Here is an 18,461-nt window from a genome sequence, read left to right as displayed (position 1 = left end):
TCCTCAGTTGATGAGGCCGGTCATTTTCGGGCGAGCAACCTTTTGAACCTACGTCGGCTTATAGACAATTGCAGGCGTACTTTGGTCCTATTGGTTGGCCGGGTGGGTGCAAATGTCCCATAAGCGACATCGGGGCATTTACTGGCGGAGGGCGCGCAAATGCAGAAAGTAGGGTATGCGCTGCCAACGTCGGGCAGCACTGGACAAGACGGCATGTTCGGGAAGGGATGGCTCTCGAAGCATCTCGACTAAGAATCCCGCGCTCTCTAGCGCTAAGAAATAAGCTTCGATAGGGCGATGCTCGCTATGGAACGTCATCGCCAAACCGTCACGCTCGACCGCGTCAGCATATCGAAATGCACTGAGATAGTCGCCCTGGATGATGAAACGCGCTTCGGCGCTTGCCTGTTCGAATCTCCCAGCGGAATTGATCGGATGAACAATTGCCACACAAAATCTGCCACCCGGTTGCAACACACGCGCCGCTTCTCGGACGGCCGCAGGCATATCGCTGATATCTTGAAGTGACATGAAGGCGATTGCTAAGTCCGCGCAGGCGTCGTCAAGGGGTAGCGCCGTGGCGTCCCCCAAACGCACGTCCGTCGCCGGGTCGAACTCTCGCGCAGCTTCGACCATAGACGGCGAACTGTCGATTGCGACGACCCTGTGCCCAAGTCCCTTCAGGTCACGGGTTAGCCGTCCTTCGCCGCAGCCGATATCTACCGTTTGTCGTCCGGGCGCAGGCAACAGATGAAGGAATTGATCTCGGTGAAAGCGCCAGTAGCTATCATGTCCGGGAGCGCGCGCCCATCGTATCCAGTGACTGGCCTCGGCTTCCCAGCTGACATTTAGAGGCACAGCATCTGCAATCGTTCGTGTGATGCTCATGATGGGCCCTCTGGACCATCCAGACCTTTTGCCTCCGCTCGCGCAAACGTCGTCAGAGCCTTGGTCATGGGATATCCGGAACTGGTCCCAAATCCGCCGAGCGGCGGCCCATTTTCGACATAGCCGTTGGACACGTAAAATCGGCGCGCGGTCTCAGTGCTCGTCAAGCTACACTGGTTATTGCCTCTTTCTGCGGCTCGCGTTTCTAGCGCCCGCAGTAGGGCGCGGCTAACTCCCCAAAATCGCGCGTCGGGCGATACGTAATTGAGGCCAATCGTTCCGGCATCGGTTACTGACCCGACCGCGAGGATGTCGTTATTTTCGACAGCCACAAGCACCGAGTTGTCCGTCTGTTCGACCCAAGCACAGAAATTCTCATGCGTCTTATTGCCCAACCATCGTGCCAAGATGGAGGGGTCGCTTCGGTGGTCAGCTCCGCAAAGCTCCGCTATCGATCGCTGCAACACAATGCAGGCAGAAGGCGCATCTTCTGGTATAGCTTCTCGTATTTGCATCCAGTGATTTTGGCATACGGCCGATACCCGTGGCAATGGGCAGCCTCGCTGCAATGTCGCCCACTGGCCTCGTGCCGACCTCAGCTGAGAGCGCCGCGAGATCCGCTTGCTAAAGGTGACCCGAACAAGGCGATCCGAGCGGGCCAAGGCAGCCTTTGACCCGACTCCGACATTGCAACGTGCGTCGTCGTGCAGCCGATCAACTCGACTTTACGCCATTGGAGCATCCAAGCTGACGTTCGCCGCCGTGCCGCTGGTCTCGAAGGCACGGCGGCGTCCACGTGCGTCACCGCGCGCTGCCCGTGGTTAGCTCTTGCGAGTGCACCGGGATCATCAGGTGCTCATTGGGTTTGCCGGGGAACATGACGTAAGGCTGGGTCGCGTCCTTGACGTCCAGATCGCGCGGATAGGGACTGAGCATCTCACGTGCTGCGCCCCCGACAATCATCACGTGCGGGCCGGTCTGGACCCAATGCTTGTGCGTGTGCCGTTCGGCATGATCATGATTGCTCGTGCCGGTGTCCCCGGCCAGCATGAAAATCAGGCCGATCTTGTTCGGCGGCTCCTGTTTGGCCTGTAGAGCTTTGCGCCATTCCATGGCGTTCTGATCATCACATTCGGGCGTTCCGTCATTTCCGATAAAGCACGTGAAACCGTTCGATCCGGTTTGGACGGTCTTAGAAGACCCATCCGGCTGCATCATGGTGATCGTCGCGTTATTCACGACCGACGGCGGGGCGGCGGTCTTCACCTTGGCGATGTACTCTGGTTCGGTCTTCGGGATTTCCTCCGTTGGAAGAGCCGATGCCGACGTGACGAGCGCTGCCGAAGCTACGCAGAACCCAACCGACGCGAGAGCATAGAACCTGTTCATGGCTTACCTCCTGCAAAGTGGGCAACCGCACGAACTGTACACCGAAACCAACTGGGCGTATCTTCCGAGGTATGGCAGGGATATTTCCTTTCTCTATGTGACTCACCCAATCTATTGCTGCTTTGCGGGCACTCGACTCCGCCTCGCCACGCGGCGTCATCAGCTGCGCAGCGAGGCCTGGAGCTTTTCAGCGCCGTTAAGCCGAGGCAGGGAATGCGACGCTGGAACCGCCTTCCCACTGGCGCCTGAAGTGCTATCCTGAACGCACGGGTAAGCCACGCGGAGCGATAACTATGCGCACAGTAGTCCGAGCCGCAAATGTCATGTCGTTCTTCATGATGTTCTCCGTTGTAGCTTTGCCGGCGTGGGCTGCCGGACCAGAGGCGGAAGTGAAGGCGCTCCATGCCGCCGATCAGACCTGGCTAAAAGGCTTCACGGCCGCCGACGGCGATACGATGGCGAAGTTGTACGACGAACGCGCAGTGTTGATGCCTCCTAACGCGCCGGCTGTGACGGGTCGCGACGCCATTCGCACCTTCCTGGCGAACATGTCGTCGGAAGCAGCCAAGGCCGGCCTTGTGTTCAGTTTCGCCGACAAACAGGATGGCGGCGCAAACGGCAACCTGGGCTGGTCTTCGGGCTCCTATACGATCAAGGACAAGGCAGGGAATGTGGTCGAGACCGGCAAGTTCCTGTCAGTATCGAAAAAGGTCGGCGGCAAATGGCTCTACTGGCGCGACACTTGGAACGCTGACAGTCCGCCACCAAAATAAGTCCGCTACATCGCGCTTCAAGTTGCACTTCTCTTGCTGGACAGCGAGATCACGTTTTCGCGCGGCGTTGCGATCTCTCTGGATCGATTGACACGCCGAATGCGTCCCTGCGGTGTCCAAGCAGAATCTTTAATGTCGCCTCTTGGCCCGTCGCTGACCTTTGCTCAGACGGCTGCGAAGTCCCGTTTCGGGAGCTGAGCCGAACGCTTAGCACTCCGATGCGAGTGACGTTTTTCTCTATCGCTTTAGGATTGTGGCAATTAATTCACGCTATTGGCTCGGCCTATGGCCTTCGAGATGCCCACGGTTGGCGTTAAGGATAGTGTCTGATGTACTTCCTCACTGCCTGTCTGATCGTCGTCGTCGTGAGTGCCGCGGTATCGCTTCGTCGATCCAGAAATCTATCCCAGCCTCAGTGGGCTACCCCGGCCCAGCGGCTCGCAGCACGGCGGCGAGCGCTTTGGCCGACAATCTGCGCGGGGTTTTGTCTGCTGGGGCTGCTCGGATTTCATCATTTTCAACACGAGCCAGAACTTGGTCCCACCGCGACGACCTATCTCATGATGCTTGTTACCTCTTTCTTCGGCGGTTCGTTTCTTGGCGTCATTGGCGGGATGGATTGAGGTAGCGGGGATCAATGCAAGGCTAAAACGCGCCGGACTATGACAACTGACAAGCTGTCATGTCTTTGGCATCGTCCTGTTGGTGTCCGGGCCCTTAGCTCAGAGCGCCGCGAGGTCTACTTCCTGAAGGTGACCCGAACAGGGTCATGCAAGCTGGCCAAGGCCGTCTTTGACCCTGACCGGACATTGGACTTCTTTTGTTGAATGCTCAGGTGCCAGTCTGGTACCTTTTTTATTCCGGTCGGCTACGGCCTGGAAACCGCATCCGGAATTTCGATGGAGTCATCCCTGCATGGTGACAAAAAAATTTCACGAAGTTCGTTGCCTCGCCGAATCCGACGGTCTCGGCAATGGCCTCGATAGGCCACGGTGTGTACGCAATAAGCCGCTTCGCCTCGAGGATCACGCGCTCCTCGATCATCATCTTGGGCGGAAGACCACGCACCGCAACGCAGGCGCGACGCAACGCTTTGGTTGAACAGCCGAGCCTGTCGGCATAGTCTTCGACACGGCGCGTCCGCATGAAGTGGGCTTCGACCTCCGTGAGAAAGTGCCGGACTGTCCGATGATAACTCGAGAGCAACGGAGCTTCGTGCCGGTCCGAGCAGCGAGCGATCTGCAAGAGCAGGACGTGAAGCTGGTGCTGCAAGATGTTTGCGCAGGTCGTCGAGCCATCGCTACATTTGTACTCATCAATTATCGCGGCACACCCGGCGCAAACTCGCCCGTATGAATCCGCATCGAGGTTGATCGCTCCACTTGCCGCCGCATGATCGAGCGCCGAGCCCCGGACCAGCGGATGGTTCGCCGCCTCATCGGGCAGGACAAACTCGGGCGTAAAGAGAACGACCGTTGCCTCCACCTCTGCGCCGGGCACGAACTGCTGCACCTGGCCTGGGCGAACATGCAGAAGCGTCCCCGCCGTGCAGCGCAAACGCTCGAAGTCGAGGAAATGCGTCGTCGCCCCCGATGAGAATAGCATCAAAAGATGAAAGGCAGGACGTTGCGGGTGGTCAAAATGATCGGGCGGCACGCGCCTGAACAATTCCGACAACGCGAGCGGCTCGATTCCCAATTTTGGGAAGCGCCTGTTGAAGTAGTGGACCCCTTCAATGGGCTTCATCAGGAATCTCGCGCCGCATGGCCGACTGTCCGATTTTGATCATCTGACGGTACCAGACTGACCTAGCTATGCGCAATGCGATACGGCACGCTCTCGTATGCACAAGGAGGGCTTCACCATGCCGAACAAGCTGATCCGTATGATTGCCGCAACACTCAGTTTCATCACCCTCGCGCTCAGCCCGCCCGCGCCAAGCGCCGCAGCCGGCACGGAGAGCGCGGCGATCACATCCGCCAATCACGCCTTCGATGAGGCATTGTCTGCGCGTGACATCGCGGCGATGGACATGATCTGGGCGCACGAACCACATGTGGTCGCGGTTCATCCTGCAAGCAAAACGCCGATCATCGGCTGGGCCGCTGTGAGGCAGAGTTGGGAAGCGACGTTTGACCGCTTTGCCGAAATCTCGGTGTCGATGCAGGACCCGCAAATTCGCATCAATGAAAACGTCGCCTGGGTCGTAGGTCTCGAGGAGATTCGAGGCAAACTGAAAACCGGCGAGGCCGCAACCTTCATGGCTTTGACCACGAACATATTCGAAATGAGCGGCGGCCGCTGGCTAATGGTCCTGCACACGACCTCGCGCGTTCCACACTGACCTATGCAAGCCCAAGTTCAGTTACAGGGAGCGGAACAATCTGAAAGCGAGGTAGGTTGGCGACTGTCCTTGGTCCGTAGCTGCCTCGCCCGACCATTCAACGACCGTCTCCTTTCAGGTGGAGAGCGGATTAGGGCTGTGAAGTCTCTACGCTTCAGCATGTGACCCCATGGCCGACATCGCTGTGTTGAGCTATATTGGCGCAGGAGCCAACGTCACTTCGCGATCATCAGGATGAGTCAGGTCGGCGCTAGTGCGCCCGAGGTGTACCAACCGTAATACTGACAGGACCTGTTCCTCGAAACCGGGCGACCGCGTGATCGGCGTTGCTTAGGAGGACGGAGGTAAGCCTCGTCTCCATCCTCTATTCTAGGGAGGCATCAACAGCAGGGAGCTAACATCATGCGCACATTTGGAGCTGTATGTTTCTCATTATTGCTGTCAGCAATTCCTGCTACTGCAGCAGATCAAAATCTCAAGGAGGAAATTGGGAAGATGGCTTCAGCATACGAGCAGCACTTCAACAAACAAGATGCTGCCGGGATTACGGCACTTTATACGAAGAACTACCTGCGTGTTACTCAGAATGGAATTGAGCCCGATAATACCAAGTTTTATGAGGACGGTTTCAAAGCTGGACTTAATCGCCTCGAGGTAAAGGTGACCGAAGTTCAGCCATTGTCAGAAAACATGGCTCTGTCAACTGGCGAAGCTCACATTACTGGAAAGAGTGAGAAAGGCGATCCCCTAGAAATAAACGCGATTTGGACTGCTCTTGATGTTCGTGAGAATGGGCAATGGAAAATTCGTATGCTGACGTCGGCTCCTAAGGCACCGCCGCCGCAGCCGCAACAAGCGGGGACCACGGCGACTACAACGGGGAACGCGCCGAGTGGAAAATAGCGCCTACCCGAGAGAAGTTCGTCGTGACCGGCTTTCGCGCCCAAACGGGCGGAGGCAGCAACTGAAACGTAGGTCTGTCGGCCACGGAAGCCGACTCGCGTCCGCTGCGTGAGACCAAGGGGCCTCCCCTCTCGAAAAATGACGGGATAGCGCGGCTCCTTGATCGGACCGAGGATCAGCTTTTAGTGAAGACCGGACTGCAGCAAGTACAGCCCTGCAGGACCGAGTCTGGCCCTACGCGACGAAATGCGCCTATCACCTCCATGCCACCGGAGCTGATAGAGATCGGGCGAAAACTGGCGCGGTTGACCCTAAACGGAAATCGGGCGTCGCCTGATCGGATTCACAAAATCGCGCTCAATGTCGTTGCGACAAGATGCATGGTTTGCTCCCTAAATCGTGCGGGCTGTTCGCCACACGGGGTCAAGCTGAAGAACCCGGTTTCGTCTTGGAAGGATGTGCAGAGGATTCACTCGTTCAGAGATGAGCACGCGGCAATAGCCATCCCATGATCTTCTGATACGGATCGCGACGACTGCGAATGAATGCGTTCTCGTTCTGCTGAGCGGCGGTCCTGGCGAATTCAGAAATCCCCTCCAAAGACTGGCGTTTATCCTTCGGAAGCTTCGCCCATTGGCGAATGATCTTCCGGCGGGCTTCGCGTTGCTTTTCCCTTATGTCAGGCATCTGGAAGCTCCTTGAAGAGGATTATTCCGATCGACCTAGTATTGTTTGGGCTCACTAGAACTTCAACGTCCAATCAAGAACTCTTAGCCCCTCTGATCGTGAAGCTCTATACACGGGAGCCAGTCTCATATTGGCTTTACAGGCCCGCCGCCCTAGAATTGCGGCGATCGCAGGACGGGCGAAATGCAGTATGTTTGCGACGCACCGAAGGGCAAGACCTGGTTCCGTATCGAGACGGAAGGTGAAGCGATGCATGAGTCGCGCCTGATGGACCACACAGTTGAGAAATATTTCCGCCGCGAGCGGGAGAAGGCAGTCGAGTCCTGGCGTCCCGAGCGGCCCAACGCGATCGAGCGCGACATCGGCCTCGAGGCCCATGTACAGCGAGAGATGCCGCTTTTCCTCACGCTGCGCGACAGGGAGGGCAATGCACTGACTACAGCGATGCTGCCACCCGGCGGCAAGGATCGCGGCGGGTTCCGGATCATCATCGTTGCCGCATCCAATGCCGATCCCTATCCTCAGCAAGACGCGGCCATCGCTGCACTGGGAGCACATTTCGGTCTCACACTCGATCGCAATCGCTGCTTCCCCTACGGCCGCTAAGGAGCCTGATAAGTACCGCCGCTTGATTGAGCGATGTCGGCTCATGGACCCATAGCTGTCTCGACCGAAAGCGCTCTCCAAGGCCGCCCACGAAATTTTGCGAAATGCGGGTGGACGGTCGCTGCAGGAGTGCAAGCCTTTAGCTGATAATCTCCCTGACCTTGATGCCGCGCAAGGTCTCGATGCAGTCAGCTACCAAATGCAAGAGCTCTTGCCGCTTTATGCTCTTCACCTGACGACCTTCCATATTGATTAGTATGTATCTCGCCATGTCGTAGGCGACTTCAAACTGCGATTTGCCGGTAACCTCGACATTGATTCTTTCAGCCATTTCGCTCCCCGCTAGTTATAATTGGAAAGGAGAAGCCTATTGGAAAGCGCGTGGCCAAGTCGAGTCTGTCTTCCTTTGCGGTTAGATCATATCGGCCTGAAGGTCCGCTGGCGCTGCAACTCGAAATGCAGAGCATTAAACTAGTCCCGCTTTTGGCCCTCAACGAACATTCGCTTATGTCCGATGTTGTGGACAATGCGGGCTTCGCCATCGCACCCGCGCGTACTCGACTCTTGAAGACACGTCCTGAGGCCGCCTGTCCCAATCGCTGGGGACAGACGGCGGCTCCTGAAGGCGCTAACCTTGGCAGGCACATAGCAAGGGAGCGAAGTTTGAGCACCGCGCCGCGCATCGACATCGACCCGGCCGCATTCTGGGCCGATCCCTATCCGATGCTCGCGACAATGCGCAAGGAGGCGCCGATTGCCTTCGTGCCGCAGCTCGGCTCGACGTTGCTGACGAGCCGCGACGACATCTCGATTTCCGAGAAGCAGATCGACGTGTTCTCCTCGCACCAGCCCGCAGGTCTGATGAACCGGCTGATGGGCCATAACATGATGCGAAAGGACGGCGAGGCGCACCAGGTCGAGCGCCGCGCCATGTTTCCGACGGTGTCGCCGAAGACGGTGAAGGCGCATTGGACCGCGCAGTTCCAGGCCCATGCCGACCGCATCATCGATCGCATCGAACCGGGACGGATCGACCTCATGCGCGATTTCGCGCTGCCCTTCTCCGGCGAGTGCCTGAAGTCGATCACCGGCCTCACCAATATCGGCTTTCAGGACATGGATGCGTGGTCGCAGGGCATGATCGAGGGCATCGCCAATTATGCCGGCGATCCCGCGATCGAGGCGCGCTGCCACGCCGCGACGTCGGGCATCGATGCCGCGATCGACGACATCCTGCCGGTGATGCGCAAGCATCCGGACCAGAGCATTCTCGGCGTGCTCCTCGCCTCCGGCATGCCGATGGAGAGCGTGCGCGCAAATGTGAAACTCGCGATCTCCGGCGGCCAGAACGAGCCGCGCAAGGCCATCGCCGGCACGGTATGGGCGCTGCTGACCCATCCCGAGCAGCTCAATCTCGTGCGCAAGGGCGAAGTGTCCTGGCTGCAAGCGTTCGAGGAATATGCCCGCTGGATTTCGCCGATCGGCATGTCGCCGCGGCGCATCGCAAAGCCGTGGAGCATCCGCGACGTGTCATTCGAGCTCGATGAGCGCGTGTTCCTGATGTTCGGCTCGGCCAATCGCGACGAGAAGCATTTTGAGCGCGCCGACCAGTTCGACGTGAGACGAGACACATCCAAGAGCGTCGCCTTCGGCGCCGGTCCGCATTTCTGCGCCGGCGCCTGGGCCTCGCGCGCCATGATCGCCGACGTCGCGCTGCCGACCGTGTTCGCGCGCGCGGGGCAGCTCGAGATCGCCGATGACGAGGAGGTGCGGATCGTCGGCTGGGCGTTCCGCGGCCTGCAGAATTTGCCGGTCAATTGGCTTCATTAGGTCGGCCGGGGCCCCTCCATCCCGAGCCCCGCCATGATGCCATCTTGCTCCTGTTTTGCCCGACGAGTCAAACGAACTTCGGATAATGCGTAAGTCATTGTTTTCGCACGCCCTGGCTACTGTGCATGGGGTTGTTTTTGCGGTTTTGGTTCCGGCCGCGAGTCTCGAGACCGAACCCGCGCGGCCTTCACATCCGCGTGCAGAAAAATTCCATCTTCATTCGCTCCGCCGCTTGAAAGATTAATCACGCGCTTCGCCGCACGCGCAGTGTTCGCATCGCTATTTTCCTGAGCGTCTCGACAGCTTTCGTAGCGCGCCCCATCATTCACGAGACCTGAATGAATGACGGCCGCACGCGGCCGGGAGCTTGGAATGCATCGTCGCGACTTCTTGAAACTCTCTGCCGGAACTGCAGCCGCTGCTGCCTTCGTCTCGCGCGCCAATGCGCAAGGCGCAGTGAAGGAAATTCGCATCGGTTACCAGAAGACCGGCGTGCTCGTCATCGCGCGCCAGCAGGCCGCCCTGGAGAAACATTTTTCTCCGCAAGGCATCGAGGTGAAATGGATCGAGTTCTCCTCGGGCCCGCCGATGATGGAGGCGATGAACGTCGGCAGCCTGGACTTTGGTTCGGTCGGGGACTCGCCGCCGGTGTTCGCCCAGGCAGCGGGCGCCGCGATCGTCTATGCCGCCGGCCAACCCATCACCAACGGCCAGGGCATCTTGGTGCCGAAGGAGTCCCCGATCCGCACGATCGCCGACTTGAAGGGCAAGCGCATCGGCTTCACCAAGGGGTCCAGCGCGCACAACGTCGTGGTGCAGACGCTCGAGAAGGCGGGGCTCACCTATGCTGACATCACCCCGGTCTATCTGACCCCGCCGGACGCGGGCCCCGCCTTTGCCAATGGCAGCATCGAGGCCTGGGCGATCTGGGATCCGTATTTCGCGATCGGTGAGACCAAGCAGAACGGCCGCATCCTGATCAATTCGCGCGAGGTTACCAAGACCAACTCCTTCTACATCGCGAACCGCGAGTTCGCGAAGAACCACGGAGTGGTCCTGCAACAGATCGTCGATGTGACGACCGCGGCCGGTAACTGGGCCGAGCAGCACCGCGACGAGGTCGCCAAATCGCTTGCCGCGATCACCGGCGTCCCGCTGGACATCCAGACCGTCGCCGCCAACCGCGCGAACTTCGTGGTCGGCCCCGTCACCGACGACATCGTCGCGACCCAGCAGGGCGTCGCCGACCGCTTTCATAAGCTCGGCCTGATCCCGAAGCCGATCGTCATCCGCGACATCGTCTGGCGCAACCCGGCAGCCTGATCGTGCCCACCACTCTCCCATTTCAAAAGGTTTGAACATGAGGCGTATCATTCAGCGTCTGATCGCGGCCATCGTGCTGTCGATCGGCATCGTCGCCGCCGCGGTCGGCACCTCCTACGGGCAGGACAAGGTGATCCGCATCGGCTATCAGAAATACGGCAAGCTGGTGCTGCTCAAGAGCAAGGGCACGCTGGAACCGAAGCTCGCCGCCGATGGCTACAAGGTGGTGTGGACCGAATTCCCCTCCGGTCCGCCGCTGCTCGAAGCGCTCAATGTCGGCGCAATCGACTTCGGCAACACCGGCGAAGCTCCGCCGATCTTCGCGCAGGCCGCCGGCGCCCCGATCCAGTATGTCGCCTATGAGCCGCCGGCGCCGAAGGGCGAAGCGATCTTGGTGCCGAGGAACAGCCCGCTGAAGTCGGTCGCCGACCTCAGGGGCAGGAAGGTCGCGCTGAACAAGGGCTCCAACGTCCACTATCTTCTGGTCAAGGCGCTGGAGAAGGCGGGTGTCAAATATTCGGAAGTCGAGCCGGTGTTCCTGGCGCCGGCCGATGCACGCGCCGCGTTCGAGCGCGGCGCGGTCGATGCCTGGGTGATCTGGGATCCATTCCAGGCCGCAGCGGAAGCGGCCACCGGTGCGCGCACCTTGGCCGACGGCACCGACATCGTCGCCAACTACCAGTTCTATTTCTCCTCCAAGAAATTCCTCGAAGCCAACCCGAAGATCGTCGACACCGTGCTCACGGAGCTGAGCGCGGTCGACGACTGGGCCAGGGGCGACATCCATGCGGTGGCCGAGCAGCTCGCGCCGTCGATCGGCTTGTCGGTCCCCGTGGTCGAAGTGGCGCTGAAGCGGCAGGCCTACGGCGTCAAGCCGATCACCGATGCCGTCATCGCCGACCAGCAGCAGGTTGCCGACGCGTTCTTCGCGCTGGGCCTGATCCCCAAATCCATCAAGATTTCCGACCTGGCTCGGAAACCAGGATCATGAGCAACACCATGAGTAAGCAAGCGAACGCCAACATCCTCTGGTTTCTGCCGACCCACGGCGACGGCCGCTATCTCGGCACCGGCATCGGCGGCCGTGAGGTCAATTTCAACTATCTGCGCCAGATCGCCCAGGCCGCCGATCAGCTCGGCTATTTCGGCGTGCTGCTGCCGACGGGGCGGTCTTGCGAGGATTCCTGGATCGTTGCCTCCTCAGTGGCGCCGTTCACCGAGCGGCTGCGCTATCTCGTGGCCGTTCGTCCGGGCCTGCAATCGCCGAGCGTGGCCGCACGCATGCCGGTGGTGGTGGGATTCCGCGGTGATCCGCCAGAAGCCACGATTGCGCGCCAACCTCTTGTTGTAATTAACGGTTTTCCCGGTTATAGACTCCGCCACGCACCACCGCCCAACCCCCGAAAGTGCCGCAGTCCAGCGCCAAAGGTGGGGAAAAAGGTGGGGAAGAAAGGCGTGACTGGCACATGGCCCGACGACAGTTGCACAAGCTCTCCGCGAAGGAAGCGGAAACCATCTCAACGCCCGGCTACCACAGCGACGGCGGCGGCCTCTACCTCGCGGTGGGGACCGGCGGCGCCCGCTCATGGCTCTTCATTTACAAGGAGCGGGGCACGGGGAAGCGCAAGGAGCTTGGCCTAGGCTCCGCAGCCCGGAAGGGTGGCGTGAGCCTAGGGGACGCCCGCAAGCGCGCTGAAGGCTTCCGTGGGTTGCTCCATGAGGGCAAGGACCCGGCGGCGATCCGGAAGGCCGGAGCGAACGCGGGAATCACCTTCGGCGAATACGCGGACGCCTTCTTGGAATCGATCAAGGCGGGCTTCAAGGGGCGGAACACACACCGCGATTGGAAGCGGGAGTTGGAGGTGCACGCCAAATCGCTCCGCGGAAAGGCGCTCGCCGACATCACCACTAACGACGTGTTGGCCGTCATCTCGCCGCTGTGGCTCACCACCAACCGCACGGCGCGAGAGACCCGAAGCCGCATTGAGCGCGTGCTAGACGCCGCCGATTCCAACGGCCTCCGCAGCGGCCGCAACCCGGCGGAGTGGAAGGCGCTAAAGCCGTTGCTGCCGAAGGCGAAGAAGTCGAAGCGGCACCACAAGGCCGCGCCCTATAAGGACGTGCCCGCCATTGTGGCCGCGCTCCGTACGAAGCACGACGGCGCCGACACCGCCGTGAACCGGGCCGCCGAATTCATCATCTTGACGGCGGTGCGGACCGGCGAAGCGCGCTTCATGCGAGCGCGCGAAATTAATTTCAAGGACGCGCTTTGGACCGTCCCGCCGGAGAGGATGAAGACGGAAGACCACCCGGAAGGCAAGCCGCACGAAGTGCCGTTGTGCGCTCGCGCCGTCGCGATCTTGCGCGCGGTGATGCCGAAGGACTTGGAGCCCGACGCCTATGTGTTTGCCGGGCGGGGCTCCCGCGATCACAAGAAGCCGCTGGGGCCGAACGCCGTGCTCCACGCGCTGCAAAAAGTCTACCCTGCAATGACTGCGCACGGGTGCCGGTCCAGTTTCCGTGATTGGGCGGGCGACGAAACCCACTTCCCGCGCGAAGTCGCGGAGATGGCCCTAGCCCACAAGGTGGGCGACGAAGTGGAGCGAGCCTATCGCCGTGGCACCGCGCTCAAGAAGCGGCGCGAGCTTATGGAGGCATGGGGCCGCTACGTCGAAGGCGAGTCCAACGTCTTGAAGCTCGCGGCGGCCGGGTGAGCTATGGGCAACAAGGTGGTGCGCATCATCCCGCATGAAGAGAGCATCGAAGTGCGGGTGTCTACGTTCATCTATTTTGACGACGACCCCGGGCGCCGTTCAATCAACGGGCGGGTATCGCGGGACGACGCCGTGGAAGAGGCGAAGCGGATCGCGAGCGCGGAGCGCGATGGCTAAAAATGTAACGGACGGGAGAAGGGGCGATTAGGCCGCGTGCGCTACGGTGCTCTTGCAACCTTTGGAGTTCATACCATGCGCGCCCTTGCTCTCGCCCTTCTGATCGCCTCCGGCTCTTCGGCTCTCGCGGATTCGACCATTACGACGACTTCGCGGAAAAATTGGCAGGGCGGCACCACGACCACTTCCACGTCAAGCGCTGGCACCTACACCATCACCACCGGCAAAGACTATCGCGGCAACGTCACGGTGCAATCGGAGTGGAAGTCAAACGCGCCGGGTCGGTGCACCTACCAGCAAGCCGCGATGGGTTGCCGCTAGGCCAGCAACACGATTTGGTCGGATTTGCGCAAGGCCGCCTTCTCTCGCGCAACCTTGCACGCCGCCGGGTACGTCATCGCCTCTTCGGTGGTGAACTCAAAATCCTTCGCCGTGATCCGGGGCGAGATGATGCGGAAGGTCCAGAACTGGCGGCCGGTGGGCTTGCGGCCGTGCTCGCGCTCCCACCGTCGCGTGTCTATTGGAATCATTTGCCTTGCTTCAGGGCGTCGGCTTCCCACTCTAGGGCGGTGCGCCTTTGCGCGGCGTCATCGGTGAGCTTCCCGCCATATGTGGTCCGGCCGCTCCACCGACGCCCGGCGGCCGGGTCCACGTCGCCGGGGTTCGCCATAAAGTGGCCGTCCAGCGCGTCGCGGGCGATCTTGCCGCCGTCGCGCGTCACGTCTAGCAAATAGGCCGCGTCCTTCGGCTGGTATTCGTCGGGGTCGCCCTTGATGTGTTGATTGGGGCCGTTGTAGCGCGTCGGGTCCGCGTAGAAGCGCAAGGCGCGCTCCAAGTCTGCAACCCGGTGGAGCAACACGCGCGCTTCAATTGCGGAGAAGTCGGCTTCGGTGATCTTGGAATCGTTGTCCGTTGTGGTCATCAGCCAATCCGCCCATGACTTGCGCGGCGCGCCCGGAAGGCTTCGTCCGCGTTGTTGTCGTGGAACTCCTTCCACACGCTCTTAGAACAATACTCCGCGTCGCCTTCGGCGACAAGTTGCGCGGCGTCGTGGTCGCGCATGCGGTGCGGGATTCCCTGCCCGACGACTTGAACGCATTTCATGGCTGAAGCTCCAAGGCTTCGTGGTCCCCGTCGGCAAGCCATCCCAATTCGTCGTCGCGCATCTCCCGCCCGTGTTGGTCAAGAACGGCGACAAAGATCAACTCCGGCTTGCCCCGGCGCATCGCGGCCTTGAAGATGATTTGGTGCGGGCAAGGCTCGCGGAGCCGTGGGTGCCCTTCGACCCGCACGCGATCATAGCATAGCCACCCGTTGCTTTGCTTCGTACGCTTCCACGTCTCGCGCCACACGCCTTCCGCGCTGGACACGAATCCGGTGACAAGCTCGCCGCGCCGCCGAATGGTGGACGCGGCCACGTCGAAGCGCAGCGCCAAGCCGACTTGCGAGAGGTTGCCCACGAAGGGGTCCGGCCCGGCGGCGCTCCGCAAAACGTCCAGCTTGCCCCGGCGCTCAACTTCGGCCCGCGTTTCAGACATGACTTCAGCGAGCCGCTTGCCGCACGCGGCGCGTGATTGAGGCTTCGGCATCACGCCACCTTGCTCTTGTTCGCGTGGTGCCGCTCAAAGACGCGTTGCGCTTCTTCGTGGGACATCCGATTGCCCAACACTTCGTTGTCCCGCAAGCCCTTGGCGATGTCAAAGAGCCACCCGCCGAAGGTGCGAAGCTCGCGGCCGGTGCATTCGAAGACACGCTTGCCGTTCCCTAACTTCATGTTCAAGACGCCTTCGCGGTAGAAGCGCTGCACGGCTGCGTCGCGCTCTTCCTCGCGCCGCTTCCTCTCTTCGGGTGTTGCGCGCTGGGGCGCCGTGCGGGGCGCGGCCGTAGCCGCCGGGGCCTTGGAGACCACAGCGACGACGGAGCCCGAACGGCGGTCAACCCTCACCGCGACCCGCGCGAAGTTGCGGTCAAACCAATCGTTGAAAAAGGCTTCGGCGTACGTGTCCGGTGCGATGTTGAACTCAACACGGGCGGCGGCCCGGATGGTCTTTGGCGTCTCACCGTGATTGCTCTTCGCAACGTTGGAGAGAATCACCATAGGGTCTTTAAGCGTCTTCATGGTATGGGCTCCTAGATTAAGTTACAGGCTCTGGCGATGTGGTAGGCGATCCGGCGGCGCCCCTCCCGGTCCACGGAGGCGCGCGGGAGCGAATGCGGCGCAATTGCTTTGACGATGCGAACTGCGGCGCTCACCCGCTCTTGCCGACGCCTACTTTGGGCCGCCACGCGCTCGCGGTTGTTCTCTTGCCAACGCCTACTGTGGGCCGCCTTGCGCTCGCGGTTGTTCTCATACCAACGCTTATCGTTGGCCGCCGCGCGCTCGCGGTTGTTCTCATACCAACGCTTATTATTGGCCGCCTTGCGCTCGCGGTTGTTCTCACACCAACGCTTGACGGCGGCCCTCGCGCGCTCGCGGTTGTTCTCCCGCCAGCGCTTTTTTCTAGCGTCCCTTAACGTAGTGCGGCAAGAGGGGCGCGAGCACGTCTTCGCGGCCCCTCGCACTGTGAAGGGCCGGCTACACACAACACAAAGCTTCGTTGCCATTGCGCTGCCTCCTTCAGACCAGCTTGCAGGTTTTGGCGATGTGGTAGGCAATGCGGCGACGCGCGTTCCGGTCAACGGCGGATACCGGAAGCGCTCCCGGCGCAATTTTCGATACGATGGCAATGGCGTCTCCCACGCGCTTGTTAGCCCGTTTGATGCAGCCCATGTAACGCTCGCGGTTCGCCTCGCGCCAACGTTTGGTGCGGGCCTCGTTTCGCTCATAGTTCTTTTGGCGGCTCCGTTTAGCGTTGGCTGCGTCGCGCTCGCGATTCTCTTCCCGCCACCGTCGAATCCGGGCCGCGTGTCTTTTGGGATTGTTCTCGCGCCACCGCTTACATTTGAGCGCGTCCCGCTTGCGCTTAATCTTTGAGCGGCACTCGCCGGGGCACGCCTTCGCGCCGTTAAATGCTTCGAAGGGTTGGCTGCACACAACACAAAGCTTCGTTGCCATTACGCGGCCTCCTCGCACTTGCTGCGGTAGGCGTTGATTGCGCGGCCGGTGATCTTGCGCGAGCGCCCCGACTTGTAGGTGTCGATTTCCCCGGCGGCGATCAGTTCGAAATAGAACGACTCCTTAATGTCTAGCAGTTTGCAGGCCGCCTTGACTCCGAAGCTCCGCTCTTCGAACGGCACCCCGGACAAATCCACGTTGTGATCTAACATAGTTGGTAGCTCCAATTCCTTCCGTCGAAATAGTCGCGGCACCATCGCCAGTTCTTGCCGATGGCCCACCTAACGATGGGCGCCGCTGCGGTAACGCGGCCGTCACGCACGACGACGCCCGCGCAAAAGTGCGGCGCGTGGATTTGATAAAGCCACTCCACGCGCAAGCGGATCATGGGCGCAAGCCCTTCAGCCGGTGCTTCTTGTCGGCGCGGTGTTCGGGATTCGCGCGGCGCGTCTCCCGGTTGCCCCGTGGGTGCTGCCCGCCGTCCAAGTACGACTTGCGCTTTGACACCGGGCGCGAGCGCCGGACGATTTCGTGCGAAGGGCCGCCAAGGCCCAACGCAGCGACGGCGGCAAGGCCCGCCAAGAATCCAAAACGACTACGCATGTTTGACTCCTAGATGGTTTGCGCCCAGCGCATCGCGTCCACAATGGCGCGGTGCAAGCTGGCGGCTGTGGGGTGTGCGAGCGGCGCCGGAAGCGTCTTGATGATGCGAGCGGCGCGGGCGTCCATGGCCTCGCGCTCTTCGCGTTCGGCCCGCGCGAAGGCGGACCGGACTTCAAGACGCCGCGCACGGGCTTCAGCTTTGAGTTCGGCCGGGTCGCGCATCAACCGCCGCAAAATGGCGTCGTCAATCGCGTCGTGGACCGTGAAGGAGTCCTTGCCCGGCCGAATGCGGTAGGGCAGTTCGTGCCCGGACGCGTCCTTGAGGCGGTAGACGCCATGCGAAGAGCGGCACACGCTGCCCCAGCGCACGGCGCCGCGCATAATGTCCTTGTCGCCCTTGCTCCCCGGAATCGCCACTAATTCGATGTTCATCCCAAAGTCTCCCCTAGTTGCCGCTACGTCGCGGGCTCCATGTCTTCGGAGCACTCACCGCAAATGAGATGCACGCCCGGCTTGGCCCACGCGTTCGCCTCGCAGCCCGCGCACGTGTACTTGGTCTTGCTGGCGTTCTTCTTCTCGCGCTTCTTCTTCTCCGCCTCGCCCTCGCGCCACGCTTCGACGTAAAGCGCCGTGCCGTGCTTGGCCAAGAATTCGTCGCACGCCTTGTCATATGCGCCGCCGGGAATGATGTAGTGGGAGCACTGCCGCCCCGTCTCCTTGCCGCCGGGCTTGCCGGTGGTGGAGGGGTGGAGTCCAATCTCCTTCATCTTCGCGGCCCACTCCTTGTTGTGGTAGACGCCGCTAGGAGGCTTGCCAAAGTGCTGTTGCCACACGTGGGCTTGTTCGTGCGCGAGAGTCGAAAGCGTGTCCTTGTCGGTGCGCTCGCCGAAGTGCTGCGGGTTCAAAGCCACTTCGTCGGTGCTGTGCTTGCCGTCGCGCGATGCGAAGCGGCCCGCCGCGAAGTAGCCGTATGAGCCCTTGTGCCGCTGAAGGGTGAGAAGGCAATACGGGAGCTTGTCTTCAAAGAGTCGTGCGTTGAAGAATTCATAGGCCGCTTGCAAAAGCGGGTACGTGCTCGCGGTCGGGTCCGGGCGCTTCGCTTGCTGCGGATTGGCGCCGGTCTTCGCGGCGCGCACTTGAGTGGACTTCAGGGCCGTGACGCGAGCCAT

The 18,461-nt window shown here is 60.9% G+C and carries 26 protein-coding genes and 1 pseudogene; 12 read left to right on the top strand and 15 right to left on the bottom strand.

The features are described from left to right. Positions 1-138 precede the first annotated feature (138 nt). The 3 genes from IVA91_RS28170 to IVA91_RS28160 all read right to left on the bottom strand — a co-directional run bounded on the left by IVA91_RS28170 (position 139) and on the right by IVA91_RS28160 (position 2,277). Positions 139-888, bottom strand: a complete 750-nt coding sequence (locus tag IVA91_RS28170; RefSeq protein WP_247280392.1) for a class I SAM-dependent methyltransferase — start codon at positions 886-888, stop codon at positions 139-141. After that, positions 885-1,403 carry a GNAT family N-acetyltransferase gene (locus tag IVA91_RS28165; RefSeq protein ID WP_247280391.1) on the bottom strand — a complete coding sequence of 173 codons (519 nt, stop codon included), beginning with the start codon at positions 1,401-1,403 and terminating at the stop codon, positions 885-887. The genes IVA91_RS28170 and IVA91_RS28165 overlap by 4 nt, the downstream gene beginning before the upstream one ends. Before the next feature lie 286 nt (positions 1,404-1,689). Next, positions 1,690-2,277, bottom strand: a complete 588-nt coding sequence (locus IVA91_RS28160) for a hypothetical protein (protein WP_247280390.1) — start codon at positions 2,275-2,277, stop codon at positions 1,690-1,692. Between the two features lie 323 nt (positions 2,278-2,600). On the opposite strand from IVA91_RS28160, the gene IVA91_RS28155 reads away from it, so the two are divergent. Then, positions 2,601-3,050 carry a DUF4440 domain-containing protein gene (locus tag IVA91_RS28155; protein WP_247280389.1) on the top strand — a complete coding sequence of 150 codons (450 nt, stop codon included), beginning with the start codon at positions 2,601-2,603 and terminating at the stop codon, positions 3,048-3,050. A 329-nt stretch (positions 3,051-3,379) separates the two neighbouring features. Further along, on the top strand, positions 3,380-3,673 hold the full coding sequence (locus IVA91_RS28150; RefSeq protein WP_247280388.1) for a hypothetical protein: 294 nt from the start codon (positions 3,380-3,382) through the stop codon (positions 3,671-3,673). A 232-nt stretch (positions 3,674-3,905) separates the two neighbouring features. On the opposite strand, the gene IVA91_RS28145 is transcribed toward IVA91_RS28150, so the two are convergent. Continuing rightward, positions 3,906-4,796 carry an AraC family transcriptional regulator gene (locus IVA91_RS28145; protein ID WP_247280387.1) on the bottom strand — a complete coding sequence of 297 codons (891 nt, stop codon included), beginning with the start codon at positions 4,794-4,796 and terminating at the stop codon, positions 3,906-3,908. A gap of 118 nt (positions 4,797-4,914) precedes the next feature. On the opposite strand from IVA91_RS28145, the gene IVA91_RS28140 reads away from it, so the two are divergent. Together IVA91_RS28140 and IVA91_RS28135 are read left to right on the top strand one after the other, a co-directional pair. Then, positions 4,915-5,394 carry a nuclear transport factor 2 family protein gene (locus IVA91_RS28140; protein ID WP_247280386.1) on the top strand — a complete coding sequence of 160 codons (480 nt, stop codon included), beginning with the start codon at positions 4,915-4,917 and terminating at the stop codon, positions 5,392-5,394. Between the two features lie 402 nt (positions 5,395-5,796). After that, entirely contained in the window at positions 5,797-6,297 is a 501-nt protein-coding gene (locus tag IVA91_RS28135; RefSeq protein ID WP_247280385.1) for a nuclear transport factor 2 family protein, read from the top strand. A gap of 477 nt (positions 6,298-6,774) precedes the next feature. On the opposite strand, the gene IVA91_RS28130 is transcribed toward IVA91_RS28135, so the two are convergent. Next, positions 6,775-6,984, bottom strand: coding sequence for a hypothetical protein (locus IVA91_RS28130; protein ID WP_247280384.1), 210 nt, complete (start codon positions 6,982-6,984; stop codon positions 6,775-6,777). 183 nt (positions 6,985-7,167) lie between these two features. Here IVA91_RS28130 and IVA91_RS28125 point away from each other — a divergent pair, with 183 nt between their 5' ends. Further along, entirely contained in the window at positions 7,168-7,590 is a 423-nt protein-coding gene (locus tag IVA91_RS28125) for a hypothetical protein (RefSeq protein ID WP_247280383.1), read from the top strand. Positions 7,591-7,729: 139 nt separating this feature from the next. Here the strand turns inward: IVA91_RS28125 and IVA91_RS28120 are convergent, their stop codons facing one another. After that, on the bottom strand, positions 7,730-7,921 hold the full coding sequence (locus IVA91_RS28120; RefSeq protein WP_247280382.1) for a hypothetical protein: 192 nt from the start codon (positions 7,919-7,921) through the stop codon (positions 7,730-7,732). Positions 7,922-8,253: 332 nt separating this feature from the next. Here IVA91_RS28120 and IVA91_RS28115 point away from each other — a divergent pair, with 332 nt between their 5' ends. The 7 genes and pseudogenes from IVA91_RS28115 (at position 8,254) to IVA91_RS28085 (ending at position 13,955) form a co-directional block, all read left to right on the top strand. Further along, positions 8,254-9,420: a cytochrome P450 gene (locus tag IVA91_RS28115; RefSeq protein ID WP_247280381.1), complete on the top strand. Its 1,167-nt coding sequence runs from the start codon at positions 8,254-8,256 to the stop codon at positions 9,418-9,420. A 372-nt stretch (positions 9,421-9,792) separates the two neighbouring features. Next, the gene (locus IVA91_RS28110; RefSeq protein WP_247280380.1) at positions 9,793-10,743 is read left to right on the top strand and encodes a sulfonate ABC transporter substrate-binding protein; all 951 of its coding nucleotides are present in this window, start codon (positions 9,793-9,795) and stop codon (positions 10,741-10,743) included. A gap of 37 nt (positions 10,744-10,780) precedes the next feature. Then, positions 10,781-11,734 carry a sulfonate ABC transporter substrate-binding protein gene (locus tag IVA91_RS28105; RefSeq protein ID WP_247280379.1) on the top strand — a complete coding sequence of 318 codons (954 nt, stop codon included), beginning with the start codon at positions 10,781-10,783 and terminating at the stop codon, positions 11,732-11,734. Next, a pseudogene (locus IVA91_RS28100) lies at positions 11,731-12,027 on the top strand (LLM class flavin-dependent oxidoreductase); the annotation flags it as partial. The gene IVA91_RS28105 and the pseudogene IVA91_RS28100, both read left to right, overlap by 4 nt. 182 nt (positions 12,028-12,209) lie before the next feature. Next, the gene (locus IVA91_RS28095) at positions 12,210-13,457 is read left to right on the top strand and encodes a site-specific integrase (protein ID WP_247459693.1); all 1,248 of its coding nucleotides are present in this window, start codon (positions 12,210-12,212) and stop codon (positions 13,455-13,457) included. A gap of 3 nt (positions 13,458-13,460) precedes the next feature. Beyond that, positions 13,461-13,634, top strand: coding sequence for a hypothetical protein (locus IVA91_RS28090; protein WP_247459691.1), 174 nt, complete (start codon positions 13,461-13,463; stop codon positions 13,632-13,634). Between the two features lie 75 nt (positions 13,635-13,709). Next, positions 13,710-13,955 carry a hypothetical protein gene (locus IVA91_RS28085; RefSeq protein ID WP_247459689.1) on the top strand — a complete coding sequence of 82 codons (246 nt, stop codon included), beginning with the start codon at positions 13,710-13,712 and terminating at the stop codon, positions 13,953-13,955. On the opposite strand, the gene IVA91_RS28080 is transcribed toward IVA91_RS28085, so the two are convergent. The 9 genes from IVA91_RS28080 to IVA91_RS28040 form a co-directional block, all read right to left on the bottom strand. Beyond that, on the bottom strand, positions 13,952-14,164 hold the full coding sequence (locus IVA91_RS28080; protein ID WP_247459687.1) for a hypothetical protein: 213 nt from the start codon (positions 14,162-14,164) through the stop codon (positions 13,952-13,954). The two genes, IVA91_RS28085 and IVA91_RS28080, sit on opposite strands and share 4 nt — an antisense overlap. Continuing rightward, entirely contained in the window at positions 14,161-14,556 is a 396-nt protein-coding gene (locus IVA91_RS28075) for a hypothetical protein (RefSeq protein WP_247459686.1), read from the bottom strand. The genes IVA91_RS28080 and IVA91_RS28075 overlap by 4 nt, the downstream gene beginning before the upstream one ends. Then, the gene (locus IVA91_RS28070) at positions 14,556-14,696 is read right to left on the bottom strand and encodes a hypothetical protein (RefSeq protein WP_247459684.1); all 141 of its coding nucleotides are present in this window, start codon (positions 14,694-14,696) and stop codon (positions 14,556-14,558) included. The genes IVA91_RS28075 and IVA91_RS28070 overlap by 1 nt, the downstream gene beginning before the upstream one ends. A gap of 38 nt (positions 14,697-14,734) precedes the next feature. After that, positions 14,735-15,223: a hypothetical protein gene (locus IVA91_RS28065; RefSeq protein ID WP_247459682.1), complete on the bottom strand. Its 489-nt coding sequence runs from the start codon at positions 15,221-15,223 to the stop codon at positions 14,735-14,737. Next, positions 15,223-15,753 (bottom strand): hypothetical protein, encoded by a 531-nt coding sequence (locus tag IVA91_RS28060; RefSeq protein ID WP_247459680.1) that lies wholly within the window; start codon positions 15,751-15,753, stop codon positions 15,223-15,225. Before IVA91_RS28060 ends, IVA91_RS28065 begins: the two co-directional genes overlap by 1 nt. Positions 15,754-16,251: 498 nt before the next feature. After that, positions 16,252-16,689, bottom strand: coding sequence for a hypothetical protein (locus tag IVA91_RS28055; protein WP_247459678.1), 438 nt, complete (start codon positions 16,687-16,689; stop codon positions 16,252-16,254). Further along, positions 16,689-16,901, bottom strand: coding sequence for a helix-turn-helix domain-containing protein (locus IVA91_RS28050; protein WP_247459676.1), 213 nt, complete (start codon positions 16,899-16,901; stop codon positions 16,689-16,691). The genes IVA91_RS28055 and IVA91_RS28050 overlap by 1 nt, the downstream gene beginning before the upstream one ends. Positions 16,902-17,301: 400 nt before the next feature. Beyond that, the gene (locus tag IVA91_RS28045) at positions 17,302-17,724 is read right to left on the bottom strand and encodes a hypothetical protein (RefSeq protein WP_247459675.1); all 423 of its coding nucleotides are present in this window, start codon (positions 17,722-17,724) and stop codon (positions 17,302-17,304) included. Between the two features lie 23 nt (positions 17,725-17,747). After that, entirely contained in the window at positions 17,748-18,461 is a 714-nt protein-coding gene (locus IVA91_RS28040) for a SprT-like domain-containing protein (protein WP_247459673.1), read from the bottom strand.

Source organism: Bradyrhizobium sp. 153 (assembly GCF_023073835.1).
Taxonomy (GTDB): Bacteria; Pseudomonadota; Alphaproteobacteria; order Rhizobiales; family Xanthobacteraceae; genus Bradyrhizobium.
This window is presented reverse-complemented; position numbering and strand designations above follow the sequence as displayed.